At 37.9% G+C, this 20252-nt stretch carries 19 protein-coding genes and 1 riboswitch; of the genes, 14 read left to right on the top strand and 5 right to left on the bottom strand.

Annotated features, from left to right (window positions below):
• Nucleotides 1-516: 516 nt before the first annotated feature.
• Nucleotides 517-1443 (top strand): hypothetical protein, encoded by a 927-nt coding sequence (locus ACT53H_RS14355; RefSeq protein WP_476009479.1) that lies wholly within the window; start codon nucleotides 517-519, stop codon nucleotides 1441-1443.
• A gap of 353 nt (nucleotides 1444-1796) precedes the next feature.
• Nucleotides 1797-2402, top strand: a complete 606-nt coding sequence (locus ACT53H_RS14350) for a hypothetical protein (protein WP_476009478.1) — start codon at nucleotides 1797-1799, stop codon at nucleotides 2400-2402.
• Nucleotides 2403-2444: 42 nt separating this feature from the next.
• Here ACT53H_RS14350 and ACT53H_RS14345 read toward each other — a convergent pair whose 3' ends face one another.
• The gene (locus ACT53H_RS14345) at nucleotides 2445-3611 is read right to left on the bottom strand and encodes a DUF2235 domain-containing protein (RefSeq protein WP_476009477.1); all 1167 of its coding nucleotides are present in this window, start codon (nucleotides 3609-3611) and stop codon (nucleotides 2445-2447) included.
• An 824-nt stretch (nucleotides 3612-4435) separates the two neighbouring features.
• Here ACT53H_RS14345 and ACT53H_RS14340 point away from each other — a divergent pair.
• Nucleotides 4436-4990: a TetR/AcrR family transcriptional regulator gene (locus ACT53H_RS14340; protein WP_476009476.1), complete on the top strand. Its 555-nt coding sequence runs from the start codon at nucleotides 4436-4438 to the stop codon at nucleotides 4988-4990.
• A 55-nt stretch (nucleotides 4991-5045) separates the two neighbouring features.
• On the opposite strand, the gene ACT53H_RS14335 is transcribed toward ACT53H_RS14340, so the two are convergent.
• The 3 genes from ACT53H_RS14335 to yddG all read right to left on the bottom strand — a co-directional run bounded on the left by ACT53H_RS14335 (nucleotide 5046) and on the right by yddG (nucleotide 7127).
• Entirely contained in the window at nucleotides 5046-5279 is a 234-nt protein-coding gene (locus tag ACT53H_RS14335) for a hypothetical protein (RefSeq protein WP_013198320.1), read from the bottom strand.
• Nucleotides 5280-5635: 356 nt separating this feature from the next.
• Nucleotides 5636-6067 (bottom strand): SRPBCC family protein, encoded by a 432-nt coding sequence (locus tag ACT53H_RS14330; protein WP_476009475.1) that lies wholly within the window; start codon nucleotides 6065-6067, stop codon nucleotides 5636-5638.
• A gap of 127 nt (nucleotides 6068-6194) precedes the next feature.
• Nucleotides 6195-7127 (bottom strand): aromatic amino acid DMT transporter YddG, encoded by a 933-nt coding sequence (yddG, locus tag ACT53H_RS14325; RefSeq protein ID WP_474770279.1) that lies wholly within the window; start codon nucleotides 7125-7127, stop codon nucleotides 6195-6197.
• A 204-nt stretch (nucleotides 7128-7331) separates the two neighbouring features.
• On the opposite strand from yddG, the gene ACT53H_RS14320 reads away from it, so the two are divergent.
• The 5 genes from ACT53H_RS14320 to uca all read left to right on the top strand — a co-directional run bounded on the left by ACT53H_RS14320 (nucleotide 7332) and on the right by uca (nucleotide 15012).
• Nucleotides 7332-8282 carry a 3-hydroxyacyl-CoA dehydrogenase NAD-binding domain-containing protein gene (locus ACT53H_RS14320; protein WP_476009474.1) on the top strand — a complete coding sequence of 317 codons (951 nt, stop codon included), beginning with the start codon at nucleotides 7332-7334 and terminating at the stop codon, nucleotides 8280-8282.
• A 236-nt stretch (nucleotides 8283-8518) separates the two neighbouring features.
• Nucleotides 8519-9682, top strand: coding sequence for a zinc-dependent alcohol dehydrogenase (locus ACT53H_RS14315; protein ID WP_476009473.1), 1164 nt, complete (start codon nucleotides 8519-8521; stop codon nucleotides 9680-9682).
• A 188-nt stretch (nucleotides 9683-9870) separates the two neighbouring features.
• Nucleotides 9871-9966: riboswitch (guanidine-I (ykkC/yxkD leader) on the top strand.
• A 28-nt stretch (nucleotides 9967-9994) separates the two neighbouring features.
• Nucleotides 9995-10735, top strand: a complete 741-nt coding sequence (locus ACT53H_RS14310; protein ID WP_476009472.1) for an urea amidolyase associated protein UAAP1 — start codon at nucleotides 9995-9997, stop codon at nucleotides 10733-10735.
• 15 nt (nucleotides 10736-10750) lie between these two features.
• Nucleotides 10751-11404 (top strand): urea amidolyase associated protein UAAP2, encoded by a 654-nt coding sequence (locus ACT53H_RS14305; RefSeq protein WP_476009471.1) that lies wholly within the window; start codon nucleotides 10751-10753, stop codon nucleotides 11402-11404.
• Between the two features lie 2 nt (nucleotides 11405-11406).
• The gene (gene uca, locus ACT53H_RS14300; RefSeq protein ID WP_476009470.1) at nucleotides 11407-15012 is read left to right on the top strand and encodes an urea carboxylase; all 3606 of its coding nucleotides are present in this window, start codon (nucleotides 11407-11409) and stop codon (nucleotides 15010-15012) included.
• A 39-nt stretch (nucleotides 15013-15051) separates the two neighbouring features.
• On the opposite strand, the gene ACT53H_RS14295 is transcribed toward uca, so the two are convergent.
• Nucleotides 15052-15588, bottom strand: a complete 537-nt coding sequence (locus ACT53H_RS14295; RefSeq protein WP_476009469.1) for an NAD(P)H-dependent oxidoreductase — start codon at nucleotides 15586-15588, stop codon at nucleotides 15052-15054.
• A 92-nt stretch (nucleotides 15589-15680) separates the two neighbouring features.
• Here ACT53H_RS14295 and ACT53H_RS14290 point away from each other — a divergent pair, with 92 nt between their 5' ends.
• The 6 genes from ACT53H_RS14290 (at nucleotide 15681) to ACT53H_RS14265 (ending at nucleotide 20238) form a co-directional block, all read left to right on the top strand.
• A complete protein-coding gene (locus ACT53H_RS14290; protein WP_000024061.1) occupies nucleotides 15681-16034 on the top strand; it encodes a winged helix-turn-helix transcriptional regulator in 354 nt (117 codons plus the stop codon).
• Between the two features lie 85 nt (nucleotides 16035-16119).
• Nucleotides 16120-16659: a hypothetical protein gene (locus tag ACT53H_RS14285; RefSeq protein ID WP_476009468.1), complete on the top strand. Its 540-nt coding sequence runs from the start codon at nucleotides 16120-16122 to the stop codon at nucleotides 16657-16659.
• A gap of 171 nt (nucleotides 16660-16830) precedes the next feature.
• The gene (locus tag ACT53H_RS14280) at nucleotides 16831-16956 is read left to right on the top strand and encodes a hypothetical protein (protein WP_476009467.1); all 126 of its coding nucleotides are present in this window, start codon (nucleotides 16831-16833) and stop codon (nucleotides 16954-16956) included.
• Nucleotides 16957-16960: 4 nt separating this feature from the next.
• A complete protein-coding gene (locus ACT53H_RS14275) occupies nucleotides 16961-17395 on the top strand; it encodes a CopG family ribbon-helix-helix protein (protein ID WP_461312643.1) in 435 nt (144 codons plus the stop codon).
• Between the two features lie 12 nt (nucleotides 17396-17407).
• Nucleotides 17408-19219: an allophanate hydrolase gene (gene atzF, locus ACT53H_RS14270; RefSeq protein WP_476009466.1), complete on the top strand. Its 1812-nt coding sequence runs from the start codon at nucleotides 17408-17410 to the stop codon at nucleotides 19217-19219.
• Nucleotides 19216-20238 (top strand): ABC transporter substrate-binding protein, encoded by a 1023-nt coding sequence (locus ACT53H_RS14265; RefSeq protein ID WP_476009465.1) that lies wholly within the window; start codon nucleotides 19216-19218, stop codon nucleotides 20236-20238. The genes atzF and ACT53H_RS14265 overlap by 4 nt, the downstream gene beginning before the upstream one ends.
• Nucleotides 20239-20252 lie beyond the last annotated feature (14 nt).

Below are 20252 nucleotides of genomic sequence, written 5' to 3'. Positions count from 1 at the left end.
AGTCATTTTCCTAATTAGTTTTTAGTCAGAATATAAATGACTAGTATCTTTAATTATTATTTAATAATTTCTTTGTTTTTTTATTTAAAATTAAAAATAAACTTAAAAACATTAATTCAGAATATAAGTGTTATATAAGTATAAAAATATATTTTTATACCGTTTATCGGATTTGAATTTAATATTATTTTTTTTGAGAATAAATTAATAATATATATTTATATAGTGACTTTATTGATTGAAGTTTTTCGATTAATAAGTAAGAGGTTTGTTTGGGTAAATTAAATTTAAGATGTGGGAAAATTTTGGAGAATTAAACACTTCTGAATTTAATATTTAGTGGAATTAATTAAATATTAAAAGTGTTTAATTTTATAAATTGTAATCAATTTATTATTGATGGTATTTTTTATTGCTAATAAGATAATAAATTTCAGATTTTATTTAAAAGGTATTTAAAATGATTTTCGATTAATAATAAATTGGAAAGTTTCTCTAGGAATTGAGAGGTGTATTATGTTTAATTCGCCAGTTTTTAATTCAATTATAGGTTTAGTTTTGACCTATGCATTAATAACAGCATTTGTTAGTTCGTTGATTGAAGCTGTATCAACTATTTTTAGTATAAGAGCTAAGAATCTAAGAAGTGGTTTAACTAGAATGTTAGATCATCTCCAAATAGAGGGTCTGGTAAATGACTTATATCAACATCCTCTAATTAATCCTATCAATTATAACAAACCAAATAAGATACCATCTTATATTGATCCAAAATGTTTCGCAAAAGCATTCGATGAAATTCTTTCAAATAAGAATATAAGAGAATTAAAAATCAATAAATTGTTAGAAGATTTACCAGAAGGTAGCCCAGTTAAAGCATTTTTAGATTCTTTAATTAGTGATGTTGATGCAAAGACAAACTCTACACAAAAGAATCTAATACTATGGTTTGATGTATCAATGAATCGATTATCTGGTGAATATAAACGTACCATGCAGTTTTGGAGTTTTATTCTAGCATTTATTATAGCTCTTGCTTTAAATGTTGATACGTTCAATCTAAGTCAGATTTATTGGAGTCTATCTCCATCACAACTTGACCTTTTGCTTAATACATCTGGACATGCACCACCTTCTTTACCTGCGGATGTGGCAAAAAATATCCAATTTAGCTTCGAAAACTTAAATAAGTTGCCTATCGGATGGGATAGAGATTGTACCCCCTGCTCATCATTGTGGGTTGTGAAGGATTTTTTCGTACCTAATATACATATTATTAAACATCCATCATTACAAGATGTGATGATTAGCATAGCTAAACTTTTCATCTTTATAATAGGATGTCTTATAACGGCTTGTTCAGTTTTATTTGGTTCTCCATTCTGGTTCGATCTTTTAAAAAGATTTGTTAATATCCGTGGAACTGGTAAAAAGCCAAATTAGCTATTAATAAAAGTTTTTTAGGAGAATACAATCTGTGGCTTAATGTGAAAATGAAATTAAAATTTTTGTGAAAAAGTGAATGATTGGAATAATTGATGCTGATAACTGTTTTTAAAGCTCACCTTATGTGAGCTTTAATTTTAAGAATATTTTATTTAATCTTGATTCTACAAAGGTGGTTTAATGATATATTAAAGATAAAATATAAGATTTAATTTTGATAAGTTTTATTCGGTTTTGTTAGTAATAGAAATATTTTATTTTAATTTAGGGAGGTGAGTTTTATAGAGTAATCTATTTTTATATTTAATTGTTATGTGAATGTACATAATAATTTAAAGGAGATCATAGTCATGGAAAATTGGCAAAAAGTTGAAATAATTAGTAAGGTTTTTGCGGCTTTATTTATTCCACTTGCTGTTGCTTATTTGGCCAATCAAGTTGCAACTACAAATAAACAGCGTGATAGCGAGACAAAATTTGTGGAGTTAGCAACGGCTATACTAAGTAAGGAACCGACCATAGATCAAAAAATTGAGAATAAAAGTTTACGGAAGTGGGCAGTAGATGTAATTAATCGTTTTTCAGGCGTTCCTATGTCTGAACAAACTGCCGATGCTTTAATCAAGAATACAGCATTACCTTCTATTACTCCAGTAACTGGGACTTCTGTAGCAGAAAATGATACATGGGGCGTCGTTTTTGGGGGAGATACAACTCTTGACGCTGCAAACTTTGAGGTGACAAAAACAGCAGCTCGTATGGGGATCAATAATGGTGAGGTTTTTCGTAGAGCTGGTTCTTATCGTAGCGTCAAAGTATTTACATCTAGATCAGAAGCTGAAGATGCATTAGGTAAAGCTCAAATAGTTAGACCAAGTTCTTATATTGTTAATATGTCTACTTGGTGTCCAACAAGTGAACAGAAGGCAGGATATTTTGAGTGTAAATCTTCATAAAGAAAAATAATTAAGGGTCACAGCGTGACCCTTAATATTAGATTAAAATATATTTTTACTAGGAATATTAAAAGTTCCAAATAAGTTTTTTAGAGCTAGAGGTTGATATTTTGAGTCATTTGTTAATCTGTGTATAACGGATTGGGATACTAATAAATCTGTCCTTTTTCCAAAATTCCTATCCCCATGTTTAAAGTTTTGCCAAGGAGATACTTCCCATTGAGGATGAATTTTACTCATTGGATCAGGTTTTAAATTTAAATTATCAGTAGTAAATTTAACTCCTAATTCTTTTGTTCGTTTCATCATCCAATTTAATGAGATGTCTGATAACCCTCTTTCTTTATAACCTCCACCAATATCACTATGAGAACCACTATATAAAATTTGAGTGATTCTATTATCAGGCTCCCATAAAGTCGGGGTAAAGAGTAATCTTCGTTCATCAATAGAAATCGCATGTAAACCGCATTTAATTTTTGGATTTAAAATTCTATCTGCAAACTCAAAAAAATCTAAATATTTCTGTTCAAGGTTGTCGTAAAAAGGTATTCCATATGCTCCGACAGTATCCCATACACCTACACATTCTATTTTATCAATTTCAATTAATCTTTGTTTAGGCATTAATAAATGTGTTAACCATTTACCTAATTTAACTCCACCATCAGCACATGCATCAAAAAATTTAGAAATGAGGTTTGAAAAATTTTCAGTTTCTTTACCTTCTGAAAAATATCTTAAAATGATTGCCATGGCAGCTAAATAACTTGTTGTACTACCTTCTTCCAAATCAAGGTTTTCCCAGTCCAGTAATCCAAATTTTGAAATTAGACCAGCTAAAGCTCTTGAGGTATATGCTCCGCGGCTAAAACCCAGAATAAAAATCTTATCCCCAGGTTGATAATTTCTGGAAATAAAAGTATAACCTCGAGCGATTCTATACATCAGCCCAAAACCGAAAGCTCCTCCAATTAACTCTTCAAATTTGGATTCAGCTGAACCCACACCATTAATATATTTTGCAATTTGAATCAAATTTTTTGAATCATCCCATACTCTACTTTCTTGTTCAGGAGCAGAGAGATCACATTGTAATGAATTAACTAGATGTTCAAAGTAGAGTTGTACATTTGACTCATCCGAAATTGGTTCATTTCCTGTAGGACCATTCCATGTGCCATCTGCACAGAAGATTATATTTTTCATTTCTTATTTCCTAATTATTATTTATTTAATAATCAACTCTTTCTAAGAAACAATCTAATCAGATTTTCTGTAAATATTCGGTTAACTCCATGAAATAAATTGATTTATTAAATTTTGTTTAAAAATTAACCTAACAAAGTCTTTTTTGTTTATTTAAACTAATTGATCAGTAAATATATTTTTATTCAATGCTAAAAAATAGCTTAAATTAATTTTTCAAACCGTAAAAACATTTATCTGCCCTCAACCCAACCGCTCTACTTTAATACGATTGTCATTTCCCACGCTTGACGACAACAAAAGCGAATACTATCCTTTGCGGGCTAGCCTACATTGCTAGCGGGTTTTAGCAGACCCTATTTAACAAAGACGATATTCGAAACCTAGTTTTGTGTATCGTGAACTCGTTCGCCCCCTTTTTCTCTACGGTAGGGCGGAAGGGGGACACCTTCGGGTGTGCTGGTTTCTTTGTTGCCAGTCTGCTAACCCTCTTTCGTCCTGCCACCATCATTTAGCAGTGATCGGTAGGATTTCTTTTGTTAACAAAGGAGTCCGCTATGCGTACTAATTTTTCTCAATTTTTGGCCTTTGCCAAACTCTCTTTATCCATACCGCCTAACTGGTCTTTAAAACGCTTTAACCGTTTATAGGTTTTCTACGACCTTAAATCGTTACGACTAAAAAATCATAGCAACAATAAAACCGAGATAGGCGAGCACACCTTTAGTGCCACTTTTGCATGCCTGTTTTTTAGCACTCATTTTAAGAGTGACGGCATTTCTATCTCTTTTAGATACAACAAAAAATTATTTTAAGCGGTATACATGAAAAATTTAGAATCTTCATTTAGAGCACTGCGCGTGCTTCACGTAGCAAAAGATTTATTTAATCAAGATGGTTTTAATAAAGTCGGTGTCGACCGAATTATTGCAGAAGCCAAAATTCCCAAAGCTACTTTCTATAACGACTTTCACTCAAAAGCACGACTCATCGAAATGTGTCTCACTTTTCAAAAAGATGCGCTCAAAGTAAAAATGTTTTCCATTCTCAAATCTTATCGTGAAGAAATGGTGCTTGATAAACTCAAGCAGATTTACCTTCTACATGCCGACTTAAATGGCTTTTATCGTTTACCCTTTAAAGCAATTTTTGAAATTGAAAAGCTCTACCCAAAAGCCTACAGCGTAGTAATTGAGTATAGAACTTGGCTAATCAACGAAATTTATAAACTACTTTTAACCATCAAAACTACGGCTTCAATGAAAGACGCCCATATGTTTTTGTTTGTGATTGATGGAGCAATGGTGCAGCTTTTAAGTAAAAACAGTGTAGATGAGCGAGACAAGTTACTAGATTATTTTTTAATAATGCTGTCTTAGTGATAAATCTAAACACATTCTAAAAGGAAAAAAGCCCATAACTGGGCTTTTTTATTCATTCGAGTTCAAGCTGATCGTCGTCTTTAGTGACTTTGATTTTCATCTTTCTATATTTACGTTTGTTTGGATCTAAAGCAGAATTTGAGACTTCATCTGCAAACTTTGGATTTTGCATGAGTTTTGCATAGGCTCTGTAACCTATACGAATTCGGGTAGGCGGACAATCTGTTCTTTTGGAATAATATTCAATAAGTGAATTTAATTCCTTTAACAAACTCTGATGTTCCATTGTGTTAATTATTTCGGCTGGTACGTAATTTAAGCATACGGGACTTTACAAAAAATCAAAAGATCTAGTTGATATACATTACTTTTGTTAAATGTGATTTGAATTTAATTAATTATATAAATTGTGATTTATTTTGCTTTTAATTTAAGATTTTTGATTTATTTTTAATCAAATAGTCATAATTAAGGGTTAAATTAATTTTAGAAAAAGAAAATAGATAGAAGATTGCCACGAACAATAATGATTTAAGCAATTTTCTCAAACTGTAGTATTCAGCTGACTTTAACGAGTCGGCTTTTGTTTTTGTGGCCAAATAAAAAGCCCTTAAGCGGGCCTTTTACTTTTTAAGTTAGCAATTAAAACTTGAGCTTTTTAAGCCCACGACTCACGCCATTTTCTAAAGCTTTTTTGATAATAAGGCCAATAAAGGGCACACGACCTTTAAAGCTAATGGTGTAATCCAAACGAGTACGGTTATTTCCCAAGTCTGTAAATTTCATTACGCCACGATGAGCTTTAATCGGGCTAATGCCGCTTGTGATTGCGTACTCGATCAGTTCATTTTCTTTGTAGACTAAATTTGTTTCTACAAATGAAGGGGTGAGTGGAATAGACATTTTACGAGCAGAGCCAACACCATTGCGGGCGTCTTTTCCGTTGCTAATACGAGTCACTTTAGCAGGAGCGAAAAGTTTGCTTAGGTTTTCATGCTCACTTAAGGTTGCAAAGACCTTGTCTACGGATGCATCAAATTCTTGTACGATGTTGATTTTTTGAGTTTTTAACATCTTATTCCCTCTGAAAATATTTTGACATGGACGATTGTCAGAATTTGGATGTTAGCACGCTTTTGGTGGTGGGGGAATTCTTCTTCGTCGGAGTTATCTTAAGTCCGAAAAAAGCACTGCGATAAATCTACAATGCTTTTTGGTCTTTTCTTAATTTTTTAAATAAGGGCTGAATCACAGACCAGTTGGTTGAAACCCAGCAAATAAAGGAACCAGCCGTTACCATTGCTGTTCCTTGCCAAAAGCTCATCGATAATTGAGTTTGTAAAACAAACATTGCCAAAATGGACGAGATAATTGGGGTGAAATAAGAAGCTACCACAAGTATGGTAATGTTTCCATGAATGATGCCAATGTTCCAAGCAGCATAGCCAAAACCCATGGCAGCGGATGCAACTAAAAGGGTGATGACTGTTGGAAGATCCATTGAGGGAATAGCGAATTGCCCAAATACAAGCAGCTTGAGCCAGAGAGTGAGCGCGACACCAACAAAGAAAATGGAAATTGGATTTTGCCCATTACTCATTTTTTTTGTGAGTACACAATAAAAAGCCCAAATGATGGCACCTGTAAATGCCAAAATATAGCTGAGTGGATTGCTGTGAAAATTATCGACAATACTATTTAGACTAAAATCACCATTTCCAGTTTGAATAAAAATAATGCCAGAAATTGAAATAAGTAAGCCGAGAATAATAAGAAAATTAAACTTTAATTCCTTAAAAATCACGAAAGCCAAAACCGTTAAACTCGGCCACAGATAGTTAACAATACTAATTTCTATTGCTTGTCGCGCTGTCTGAGAATAAGCAATCGCAAATGAAAAGCACACCTCATAAGCGACAAATAGAATTGTGCCAAATATTAAGTATTTTTTAGAGATCTGTTTAAAGTCTGGGACTTTGAAAATGGCAAGCAACAGTAGCGCACTTAAAGAATAAATAAGCGTAACACCTAGCTCAGGTCCAAGGGCTGCGCTGACTTGCTTCATCAGACCAACCAGAGATGCCCACATGAGAATGGCGCTTAAACCAATCAATGTTGCTAGATTTTTTGACATAAAATTCAGTAAATAACGGTTAAAAAATGGTAAAAGATTAAGTTGTACTAATGAAAGAAATCAACTTTCAAGCTAAGGAATATAGGACAAATTATATAAAATATAAACAATTAAATTTATTGATTGGTTGAATCTGCTATGTTTGTTTAAGCATAAAATTGAGTAAAGAAATTTCGAATAAAACAACATTTTTACGAGGAACATATGGAAGTCATTAAAACGGTTGGTGTTGTTGGAGCAGGTGTAATAGGTGCAAGTTGGACGGCCTTATTTTTATATAAAGGATTTAAAGTTAATGTTTATGACCCATATCCTATAGATGAAGCTGTCTTTAAAAATAGAATATCTGCAAATTTAAATGATTTATTTGCTTTAGATCAAAAAGCTGAACACACCCACACTCAACCGGATGTGCTGTTTCATCTGCAAATTTTTAATCATTTAAAAGATGCGGTTTCAGATGTAGATTTTATTCAAGAAAATGCTCCAGAACGACTGGATGTAAAACAAAAGTTATATCAAGAAATCACAGCATATTGTCCTGAGCACACCCTTATTGCTTCAAGTTCATCGGGCTTAAAAGTGTCTGATTTTCAAAAAGAGGCACAACATCCTGAACGTATTTTATTAGGTCATCCTTTTAATCCGCCTCATCTCTTACCTTTGGTCGAGATCGTTGGCGGTAATTTGACTGATCCTCAAATTTTAAAACAAGCTTCTGAGTTCTATAAACAGTTGGGTAAGCACCCAATCGTTTTAAATAAAGAAGTAAAAGGACATGTCGCAAACCGTTTACAAGCTGCACTATGGCGAGAAGCTTTTTCACTGGTTGAACAAGGCGTGTGCTCTGCCGAAGATGTTGATGTCGCGATTACCAGTGGGCCGGGTTTAAGATGGGCGCTCTTTGGTCCCTATATTAATATGCAGCTTGCAAACCAAAAGGGGTTTAAAGAGGCAATTCATCATTTAGGCCCACCAATGACGGAATGGTGGAACGATATGCACGCATTTCAACATTCAGACGAGACAACAGAGTTATTGGAAGCAGAAACCAATCAGCTTTTAACCCAATATAAAGATATCGATTTATATCAAACCAGAGACAAAGGTCTGGTCGATATCTTAAAGCTTAGACAGCAACTCAAGTTAGATTAAGTCAAATTTTTAAGACAAAGCCAATCATTTTATTACAGGGATGATTGGCTTTTTGCTGGATCAAATAACAAAAACATCCTTAGCTGAAAAAATCCTACATTCATTAAATGTTACTGAAATCTCTGTCGCGTTGCATTTGAACTATATGTCTTACGTGAAGAGTAAGAATCGTTGCAAACCGTAAAGAAAGCCTCTCCATAATCAAAGGACATCATAGAAAATAGAGGAATAACAATATGCGCGCTCTAACTTACCACGGTGCCGAAGATGTTCGAGTAGAAACAGTAGCAGACCCTATTATTCAAGAACCAGATGACATTATTTTACGCGTGACTGCCACAGCGATATGTGGCTCTGATTTACATTTATATCGAGGCAAAATTCCTAGAACCGAACAGGGTGATATCTTTGGGCACGAATTTATGGGCGTGGTTGAAGAAGTCGGCCCAGCTGTTACCGCAGTGAAAAAGGGTGATCGAGTCATTGTTCCTTTTGTGATTGCTTGCGGCGAATGTTTCTTTTGCCAACTTGACCTAACTGCTGCTTGCGAAACCACCAATACAGGTCGCGGCGCAATTATTAATAAAAAGCAGATTCCACCGGGCGCGGCTTTATTTGGCTATAGCCATCTTTACGGCGGTGTACCGGGCGGGCAAGCGGAATATGTGCGTGTGCCAAAAGCCAATAAAGGCCCTTTTAAAGTGCCAACTTCACTGTCAGATGAAAAAGTACTTTTCTTGACTGATATTTTACCCACTGCTTGGCAAGCCGTGACCAATGCCCAAGTGAAACGTGGCTCAACCGTTGCAATTTATGGTGCAGGGCCAGTCGGACTATTAAGTGCGGCTTGTGCCAAGATGCTTGGTGCTGAAAAGATATTTATGGTCGATCACAATGACTATCGATTGAATTATGCAGCGGCAACATACGGTGCCATTCCAGTTAATTTTGACGAAGTCGATGCGGCCGAATTTATTATTCAACATACCGACAATTACCGTGGTGTCGATGCTGTGATTGATGCGATTGGTTTTGAAGCAAAAGGCAGCATCATTGAAACAGTTCTAACCAATTTAAAGCTTGAAGGTTCAAGTGGTGCAGCATTGCGTCAATGCATTGCCGCGGTTCGCCGTGGTGGGGTGGTCAGCGTAGCGGGTGTATATGCAGGACCGATTCATGGTTTCTTATTTGGCGATGCTTTTGATAAAGGCTTAACTTTTAAAATGGGACAAACCCATGTGCATCAATATTTACCGCAACTCTTAGAACTGATTGAGCGTGGTGATTTATCACCGGAAACGATTATTACCCACCGAATGAAATTAGAAGATGCCGCAGAGGGTTATCGCATTTTTAATGAAAGAGAAGAGGACTGCCGTAAGGTGATTCTGCTTCCTTAATACGCTCTCTTATAATTCATTCTTAAGCCCCTTCGTGAAAGGGGCTTTTTTTATTTTCAAGATGCACAATTTTTAGTGCAGCTTTTTACTTTTCATTCTAAAGCGCACTCAAATTGCCCAACCTTAGTATTACTTTTAACCAAAAACGTAATACTAAGCTGGCATGTCCTTTGCATAGTCATAAACAATTAAAAGTGATCTAGGGTTCCGATACTTCATGTATGACTGGACCGAGAGTTCACGGTTCCTAGCGAACTACACGGAGGGATAAAAGCCCGGGAGGAAGTCTAAAACTATCCGACAGGAGTAGCTATGAACATTGCAAGTTATCATAACAATCAGGCGATTTGGACCGAACTTTTACCCGGAGGACACCACTGGTCGGGTCGAATTCAAAAAGGAACCATTCTTAGATTTACTTCGCTTGGCGCTCAGGCAAACGTTTCTTTGTTCTGTGTAAATGCTGCCGATGTGCTTGAACGTTTTAACATGCCCGACAGCTTAAAAGGGCAACATACCGCTTATTTAAAAGCTTCCAATGTACTGTATTCAGACCTAGGCCGTGTGATGGCTTCCATTGTTCATGACGATCATGGTTGGAACGATGTGCTTTGTGGCCCAAGCCGACCTGAGCAAATTGAAAAGCAATTTGGTAATCGCACATTTCAAGATGCCCGCAATGATATGTACCGAAATGGTTTAGACAGCTTACTGATTGAAATGTGTAAATATGGACTTGCTAGCCAAGATCTGAGTGCCGCGGTTAACCTATTTTCTAAAGTTGTGCCAGACGAAAACGGTGCTTTGTCTTATGTCAGTTCTGACAACACCAATCAAAGCATTGAGGTGCGTTTTGAAATGGACTGCTTGCTATTTTTATCAGCCGCACCGCATGGTTTAGACACCAGTCAAAGCTATCAACCTGCCGATATTCAACTCAGTTTATTTAAAGCCAATTCACTAACAGACAGCGATATTTGTCGTGATGCATGTTCGCAAAATCAGCGTGCGTTTCAAAACACAGCCCGCTACTACGCGCTTAGCAATATTTAAATCAGGAGAAGCATCATGACAGTTTTACAATCATTTGAAAAAGCAGTTTTAAATGAAGTTTGTCCTGCGGGTGAAGCGTGGATGTGCGAAGTTAAAAAGGGCCAATATTTTCGAATTATTGACCTTGAGGGGAACCAAGCGGCCGATACTTTGTTTATGAGTGCCGAAAACCCAACTGAGCGTTATAGCGCAATGGACACTTTGGCCATCAATCAACAAATCTATTTAGAAAAGGGCACCAAGCTCTACAGTAACTTTGGCCGTCCAATTGCTGTTATTCATGATGATAACTGCGGGCGCCATGACACCATTGGCGGTGCCTGTTCATGTGAAAGTAATACGGTTCGCTATGCACATGAAACGTACCCAATGCATAGTTGCCGTAACAATTTTATGTATGCCTTGGCAAAACACCCGATTGCAAAAAAGCATGGCTTAAATGTGCGTCACATCGGTCCAAATATTAACTTTTTTATGAATGTACCTGTTACGCCAGACGGTCAGCTTAAATTTGATGATGGAATTTCAGGGCCGGGTAAATACGTAGAAGTTCGGGCAGAAATGGATTTGATTGTTTTAATTTCCAATTGTCCTCAGCTCAATAACCCATGTAACGCCTATAACCCAACCAAAATTCAACTGGTTGTCCGTGAAGCGGAAGGGGTGTAAGCATGTTTAAAAAAGTTCTAATTGCCAACCGTGGTGCAATTGCCTGTCGCGTGATTCGCACCCTTAAGAAACTCGGGATCGCTTCGGTTGCGGTTTACTCCGAAGCTGACCGTGATTCTTTACACGTGACTTTGGCCGATGAAGCTTTCTTGATTGGACCTGCGCCTGCGCATCAAAGTTATTTAAATATTGAAAAAATCCTTGAAGTTGCAAAACAGTCGGGAGCTGAAGCCATTCATCCCGGTTATGGTTTTCTGTCTGAAAATGCCGAGTTTTGTGATTTGTGCGAAAGCCAAGGCATTGTGTTTATTGGGCCAACTTCAAGCCAAATGCTCGACTTTGGTTTAAAACATACTGCACGTGAGCTGGCGATTAAAAGCAATGTACCTTTACTTCCAGGCAGTTCACTACTTGCCGATGAAGCCGAGGCCTTGTTTGAGGCTGCCCGTATTGGTTATCCAGTCATGCTGAAAAGTACCGCGGGTGGCGGTGGTATTGGCATGCGTTTGGTCTGGAACGAAACCGAGTTAAAAGATGCCTACCAAACCGTATCTTATTTGGCGCAGGTCAATTTTAAAGATGCAGGTTTGTATTTAGAGAAATTTGTACAACACGCACGCCACATTGAAGTACAAATTTTTGGTGATGGGAAAGGGCAAGTTTTAGCGCTGGGTGAGCGTGATTGTTCGGTGCAACGACGTAATCAGAAGGTGATTGAAGAAACACCTGCGCCACATTTAAATGAGCAACAACGCGACTACCTTCAAAAAGTTGCGATTCAACTGATGCAGTCGGTGAACTACCGCTCAGCTGGCACAGTTGAGTTTGTCATGGACACTGAAACCCAAGAATTTTATTTCTTAGAGGTCAACACGCGTTTGCAGGTTGAGCACGGGGTGACCGAGCAAGTGTTTGGTGTCGACTTAGTCGAGTGGATGGTTACTTTGGCAAGCGGTGACTGGTCAGCACCCACTGAAAAGTTAGAGCCAACAGGACATTCCATTCAAGTTCGTCTTTATGCCGAAGATCCAATTAAACAGTTCCAGCCGAGTGCAGGTCTACTTACACATGTTAAATTTGACCCACAAGCCCGAGTTGAAACATGGGTTGAAACAGGTTCAACGGTGTCGTCTTTTTATGACCCAATGATTGCCAAAATCATTGTGACTGCTGCAACACGGGACCAAGCCATACAGGCAATGGGTATTAGTCTTGCCAACACGCAAGTCGCAGGGATTGAAACCAATCTGGAATATTTGCAAAACATTATTGCTTGCAATGTGTTTGCTTTAGGTACTCAAACTACTCGATTTTTAAATACGTTTGAATGGAAAACTCAAAAAATTGAGGTCTTGCAGTCTGGTATTCAAACCGCCATTCAGGACGTAACAGGTCGACTAGGTTATTGGGATGTCGGTGTACCGCCATCAGGTGCAATTGATCCGCTCAGTTTAACTGTGGCAAACCAGCTTCTAGCCAATGAACCAAATACCGCAGGGCTTGAATGTACCTTGCAAGGGCCAACTTTAAAGTTTCACTGCGACAGCCAAATTGTCATTACAGGCGGTGATATGCCTTCAAAACTTGATGGTGAACTTGTACCGATGTGGCAAACCGTCAATGTAAAAAAAGGCCAAGTTTTAAAATGTGGGCTTATCCGTTCAGGTTGCCGTAGCTATATTGGTGTTAAAGGTGGTTTCGATGTTCCTGACTATTTAGGATCACAGGCGACTTTCACTTTAGGGCAATTTGGTGGACACGCGGGCCGCAATTTATTAATTGGCGATATGCTGCCGATTACTGAATATTCAGCTCAATCGACCACAGCTCTAGCTCAAGCACAAATTCCTAGCTTTACTCAAAACTGGGAAATTGCCGTGATGTATGGCCCACATGGCGCGCCAGATTTTTTCACCAAACAAGACATTGATACCTTCTTTGCCAATGAGTTTGAAATTCACTATAACTCAAGCCGTACAGGCATTCGTTTAATTGGACCAAAACCTGAATGGGCACGTGAAGATGGCGGCGAGGCAGGCTTACATCCATCCAATATTCATGACAATGCTTATGCGATTGGTGCGATTGATTTTACGGGAGATATGCCAATTATTCTTGGTCCCGATGGTCCGAGCTTAGGTGGTTTTGTCTGTCCTGCGGTAGTGATTCATTCTGAGCTTTGGAAAATAGGGCAATTGAAAGCAGGCGATAAAGTCAAATTTGTCCCTGTGAGTTACGCGCAAGCAAAAGCACTCGATCAAAAATATCATCAAAGTTTAACCGCGACCGATACAACACGTATTGATTTTAACCCAACCATTCAAGCAGAACCCGAAACTTTAAAAGATGCAGTTTTGGCAACTTTAGAAGGTGAAGCGGACTTACCAAGCGTGACCTATCGACCAGCAGGAAATAGCTATTTGTTGGTTGAATATGGCGAGTTGGTACTCGATCTAAATTTACGTTTCCGTATTCATGCACTCATGCAATGGGTCAAAGATCAAAAAATTCAGGGTATTATTGACTTAACACCGGGTATTCGTTCATTACAAATTCATTTTGATTCAATCCAGCTCGATCAACTGGAGCTTTTACAAAAACTTCAACAAGCAGAAGCCGAGTTACCCGATATTCAAAATATGCAGGTGCCTTCACGCACTGTCTATTTGCCTTTGGCGTGGGAAGATTCACAAACTCAACTTGCTACCGAGCGCTATACACAAATTGTTCGACCAGATGCACCGTGGTGCCCAGATAACGTCGAGTTCATTCGTCGTATTAATGGCTTAGGTTCCAAGCAAGCGGTTAAAGATGTGGTCTACAGTGCGAACTATTTGGTGATGGGTTTAGGCGATGTGTATTTAGGAGCACCCGTTGCAACACCGCTCGACCCACGCCAACGTTTAGTCACCACAAAATATAATCCGGCACGAACTTGGACACCTGAAAACGCCGTTGGTATTGGGGGTGCCTATATGTGTGTGTACGGTATGGAAGGACCAGGTGGCTATCAGTTTGTTGGGCGTACCACTCAAATGTGGAGTCGTTACCGTAAAAATGCCAACTTTGAAGATGGCAAACCATGGTTATTACGCTTTTTTGACCAAGTTAAGTTCTATGAAGTTTCTGAAGCTGAACTTTTGCAAATGCGTGAAGACTTTAAGGCGGGCCGTCTACAACTTCGCATTGAAGATGGTGTACTTAACTTAAAAGAATACAATGAGTTTTTAAAAACACATCAAGATAGTATTCAAGCCTTTAAAGACACACAACAAGCCAATTTCGAGGCTGAACGCCGCCGTTGGCACGAAGCGGGCTTGCAAGAATATATTTCTGAAAGTCTAGATGCTGTTGATGAAGGTGAAACCGTTGCTATTCCTGAAGGGGGCTGTGCAGTCGAATCACACATGCCAGGGTCAATCTGGAAAATCGAATGCGCATCGGGAGATATTGTTGAAGAAGGTGCAACCCTTGCTGTAATTGAGGCAATGAAAATTGAGATTCCGATTATTGCACCCGAACGCATGAAAGTTGAAACCATTACCATTGAAAAAGGGCAAACTGTAAAAACAGGGCAAGTGCTGTTTACCTTGGCACCTGTTGCTTAAACCAAAAGAGAGCATCGATATTGATGCTCTCTTTAAACCTTATGCTTCTGTCAAATGTTTTAATACTTTATGACCATGTTCAACCGCTTTTAACTCAATTTTAGACTCTGAATTACCTGATAAAGGTGAAACATCATAAAGCAAGAATGTGCAGCTTAACTGCATTTGCGTATATTGAATTGAATATTGAACCGCTTTTAAAAAGCTATCAATTAAGTTCTCTCGGTCGTTCACCATGTCGGCTTCTTTTTGCCCGACTGTCATACTAATAATGACTTTTTTATCTTTTAATTTATCGCCCTGAGAGCCATAAGCAAACTGATAAGTAAAAACTTCATCAAACCATAATTTCAAAATTGCCGGCATATTAAACCAGAACATTGGATATTGCAGAATAATGGTGTCGTGGCGTAACAATGCTTCTTGTTCAGCACTCACGTTAATTTTATAGTCCGGATAAAGCTGGAAAATATCTCGTACTTCAATGTCTGGATAGGTTTTTATAAGTTCATTCACTATCGTCTTATTTGCAATTGATTGAGCGTAGTAGGGATGAGCCAAAATAAGTAAAGCCATAATAATGCCTTGTAACTATAAAAATAATAGTCACTATAATTTTTATAGTATGGGTGTACAATAACTATCAAAGTTGATAGGTGGCGTTAAAAATGGCAAATACTGAAAATAAATGTGAAATCACCATGAATGGAAAAACTTATCCATGTCATATCAGTATGGCTATGGATTTAGTCGGTGGAAAATGGAAAGGCGTTATTTTGTATTACTTAAAAGATGGACCAAAACGTTTTAATGAAATCAATCAATTAATGCCAACCATCACAGAAATGACTTTAAGCCTTCAACTCAAGCAATTAGAGCAAAGTGGCTTAATATCTCGAACGGTTTATGGTGAAAAAGCACCGATTAAAGTGGTTTATGAAATGACCGAATTAGGCCAGTCTTTTAAACCTGTTTTAGAGTCTTTATCGGTATGGGCGCATACGATGATTAATCAGTCATAAGATTAAAAACATTAAATTATTGAATGATTAGACTATTTTGGTGATATTTAATATTATTCTTCATGAATAAAAAAAGGAAATTATTATGAAGAGAATATTATTACTACCATTTATTTTTTTTCATTTACTTACTCCGACTTACGCTCAAGAAGTAAAATATAAAAATATTGTAGTTAATCTAAAAGATCACTGGGATATTAGCAAAGGTCAAAATGGAGAACTTGTTGCAATAAAACAGGAGAGTAAACAGGCAGTTATCATTTCAATATATTATCCCAAAGGTATAGAAGAAGGTATGCAATATCTGGTTGCTTCTTTACAAATTCCTAAACAAGGTCTAGTAAAAATGAATGGGGTAAAATTGGTTAATGAGGATATTAATATTCCATTGAGTAGTGGTATGAATTATCAAGCTAATGTTTTTACAACCAACTTTGATAAACGTTTTCTTATCAGTGCTTCATCAGGTACTAATGCTGGAGTTGTCTTAGTGACATATGAAGGAGAAGGTAACGATACAAATAAAGCAATTAATGATTTTAAAAGTTTAATAAATAATATAAAGATAGAGGCCCCTAGAGATGGCTTCCTTTTTAATCAAAATGATTTATTGAAACATAACTAAGAATTAAAAGAGATAGCCCCATCCCTGTGCATGGGGCTTTTTTTTGCCCAAAAATCACTCACAAATTTCTGCCAAGCCTATCAAAATCACACTTAAAAACTGGCACATTTTCTGCATCTCTTATTAGTAATACAAAAACTGAATTTGGTAATACCAAGCTAGAGGTGCGATATGAACGATGTAAAACCTGTGGTTCAACCAAAGCAAACTTTAAAAGCCTTTTTAGTCGAATTGCTTAGCGTACGCGCAGGCGTATATATCAAACAAAACAATTATCCGAATAAAGCAAAAGGATAAGACTGTGGCAAAACAAAAGCTTGCTCGAATCAGTATTACCGTACCTGAAATGACACTTAACGCACTCGATCAAAAAATTGTCGAGCAGAACTATGAAAGTCGCTCGCAAGCCATTGTCGACATGATTAATAAACACTTAATTGCAGAGCAGGCGCAGGCCAATGAAGTCATGGTGGGTACTTTGACTCTGCTTTATGACGCGAATCAAATGACCTTACGTAATCAGTTGGTTGATTTACAACAACAGTTTTTAGCTCAAGTGATTAGTTCGCTTCATATCCAGCTCGACCAACAAAAGATATTGCAAGTCATGTTAATGCAGGGTGCGAGTTCCGAACTCAGGCAGATTAGCCAGCAATTTATTGTGCTTAAAGGCGTGATTAAAGGGCATTTAGAACTGATGGATGCCGTCATGCCCCCTATACAGCAAAATGACTAAATGAGGAGTAGCGTGTTGAAAAATTTATGGACAATCCAAGATTGGAAAACGGCATATCAAACTGAACAAACCCATCTTAAAGATTTGTTTGGCTATGTTGCAGAAATCACAAATGCTGATCATGCATGGATTGAAATTGCATCGAACGAGCAGATTCAAGCACAGATTGATGCACTAAAAGATCAGAATATTGCTGACTTACCCCTATACGGTGTGCCATTTGCAGTTAAAGACAATATTGATGTTGCTGGTTTTCACACCACTGCTGCCTGTAAAGAAATTGAATATTTAGCGACCCAAGATGCTGCCGTAGTAGCCAAGCTAAAAAAAGCAGGGGCGATTGTGATCGGTAAAACCAACCTCGATCAGTTTGCGACAGGGCTGGTTGGCGTTCGCTCTCCGTATGGCGCAGTAAAAAATAGTTTTAATCCCGAATATATCAGCGGCGGGTCAAGCTCTGGTTCTTCGGTAGTGGTTGCTAACGGTATTGTGCCTTTTAGTTTAGGAACAGACACGGCGGGGTCAGGCCGTGTTCCTGCGGGCCATAACAATATTGTGGGTCTTAAGCCGACAAAAGGCTGGTTTTCTACCACAGGTTTAATTCCTGCCTGTCGAACTATTGATGTCATTTCTATTTTTGCACTGAATATTGATGATGCGTGGACCGTTGCCAATTTAATGCAGGGTTATGATGAAACAGATGAATATTCACGAGCACATCCAGCCAACGTACCGACTCAATTTTCTAAACGAAAAATAGCTATTCCAGCTCAGCTTGAATTTTATGGAGATCTTGAATCTGAACAAGCTTTTTTAGTTGCAATTGAGCGCATTAAAAAACTGGGCTATGAAGTTGAGAGTATTGATTTCAGCGCGTTTAATGAACTTGCTGCTGCACTATATAACGATGCTTGGGTAGCGGAAAGAACAGTCGCCGTTGAACGCATGACAAAACGTGACAAAGCCCATCCGGTTATTGCTCAGATTATTGCGCAGGCCGATAAATTCAAGGCAACAGATGCAGTTCAAGCCGAATATAACCGTGCGGTGCTTGCTCGAAAAATTAATTTAGCGTTACAGCCATTTGATGCATTGATGGTGCCGACAGCCCCAACCATTTACACCATTGCCGAAGTTGAAGCTGATCCTTTAACTAAAAATGCACACATGGGGGCCTATACCAACTTTGTCAATTTTGCCGATCTTTCTGCTTTAGCCTTACCAAATGTACTGCGAGAAGACGGCCTACCAAGTGGAGTAACCTTTATTGCACCTGCTTGGCACGATCAGGCACTCGCCAATTTTGCGCAGCTTTGGCAAACCGAAACATCGCTGAGTTTAGGTAAATCAACTCAACACTATCAAAAAAGTATAAACATCCACTCGAATCATTCAGTGCAGCTTGCTGTTGTGGGAGCGCATTTAACAGGTATGCCACTTAATTTTCAGCTCACTAGTCGCAATGCCACTTTGCTTAAGAAAACCCAGACCGCAGAGACTTATAAGCTCTTTGCCTTAAAAAATACCACGCCACCAAAGCCGGGGCTGCAATGTGATACAGCAGGGACATCAATTGAAGTCGAAGTGTGGGATGTTCCCTTAGCAAATTTTGGAGCCATTGTGGCCGAAGTGCCTGCACCCCTTGGTATTGGGAACTTGAAATTAAAAGATGGTACATGGGTCAAAGGCTTTATTTGCGAAGCTTATGCCATTCAGGATGCAACCGATATTAGCCATTTGGGAGGCTGGCGAGCCTATATACAGTCACTCAATCAAACCGCTCAAAGTGTTGTTAGTAAAAATGTTGGGGAAGTTTCTATATGATTAAAAAAGCGTTTTTATCCGTATCCATTTTATCGGCAGTTGTATTGGGTGGATGTGACAATACAGCTAAAGTTCCTGAGGCCAAACAAGACGCTCAGGCAGCCACAAATACAAAACCAATTACCATTGGCTATAGCGATTGGCCGGGTTGGGTAGCTTGGCAAGTGGCTATTGAAAAAGGCTGGTTAAAAGAAGCAGGCTTAAATGTAGAGTTTAAATGGTTTGATTATTCGGCTTCGCTTTCGGCCTTTTCGGCAAATCAGCTCGATGCCGTGTTAGTCACCAATGGCGATAACTTGGTAACAGCTTCTGGTGGTACTCAAGGCATGATGATCATGGCAACAGATTATTCTGCGGGCAATGATGTCATTATTGCAAAAGAGGGCATAAATACAATTCAAGACCTAAAAGGAAAATCAATCGGTGTCGAAAAAGGCTTGGTTGATCATCTTTTGCTAACAACAGCTTTAACTGACCATAACATTAAAGCGAATGAGGTAAAGCTGGTGAATTCAGCGACGAACCAATTACCTCAAGTGTTTAATAGCCCAGATATTTCTGCGATTGCTGTTTGGCAACCCGTTGCAGGTCAGGCATTAAAAGCAGTGGCAGGCTCTAAAATTATCTATACCTCTAAAGACAAGCCGGGTTTAATTTATGACACCTTGACTGTCAACATGAGTCACTTAACTGCTCATCAAGAGGAATGGAAAAAAATCATTCAAGTGTGGGATAAAACAGTTAAATATATTAATGACCCTGCAACACATGCCGATGCAGTTAAAATCATGGCAAACCGTTCAGGCGTCGACCCAAAACAATACGAGTTGATGGTGAGCGGTACACATTTATTAGATATCAATGCCAATAAAAAAGTATTTGCTAAATCTCAAGGTTTTGAATCGATTTATGGCTCGACCTATCACGTCAATAAATTTAACGTTGAAAACGGTATTTATAAAACTGAACAAAATGTAGATGGGCTAATTTATCCGACACTCATAGAGCAGCTCAAATAAGCCAAATAAATAAA

The organism is Acinetobacter sp. DMC2 (assembly GCF_056314305.1).
Note: the sequence above shows the minus strand (reverse complement) of the source record. Positions and strands in the feature narration are given on the sequence as shown.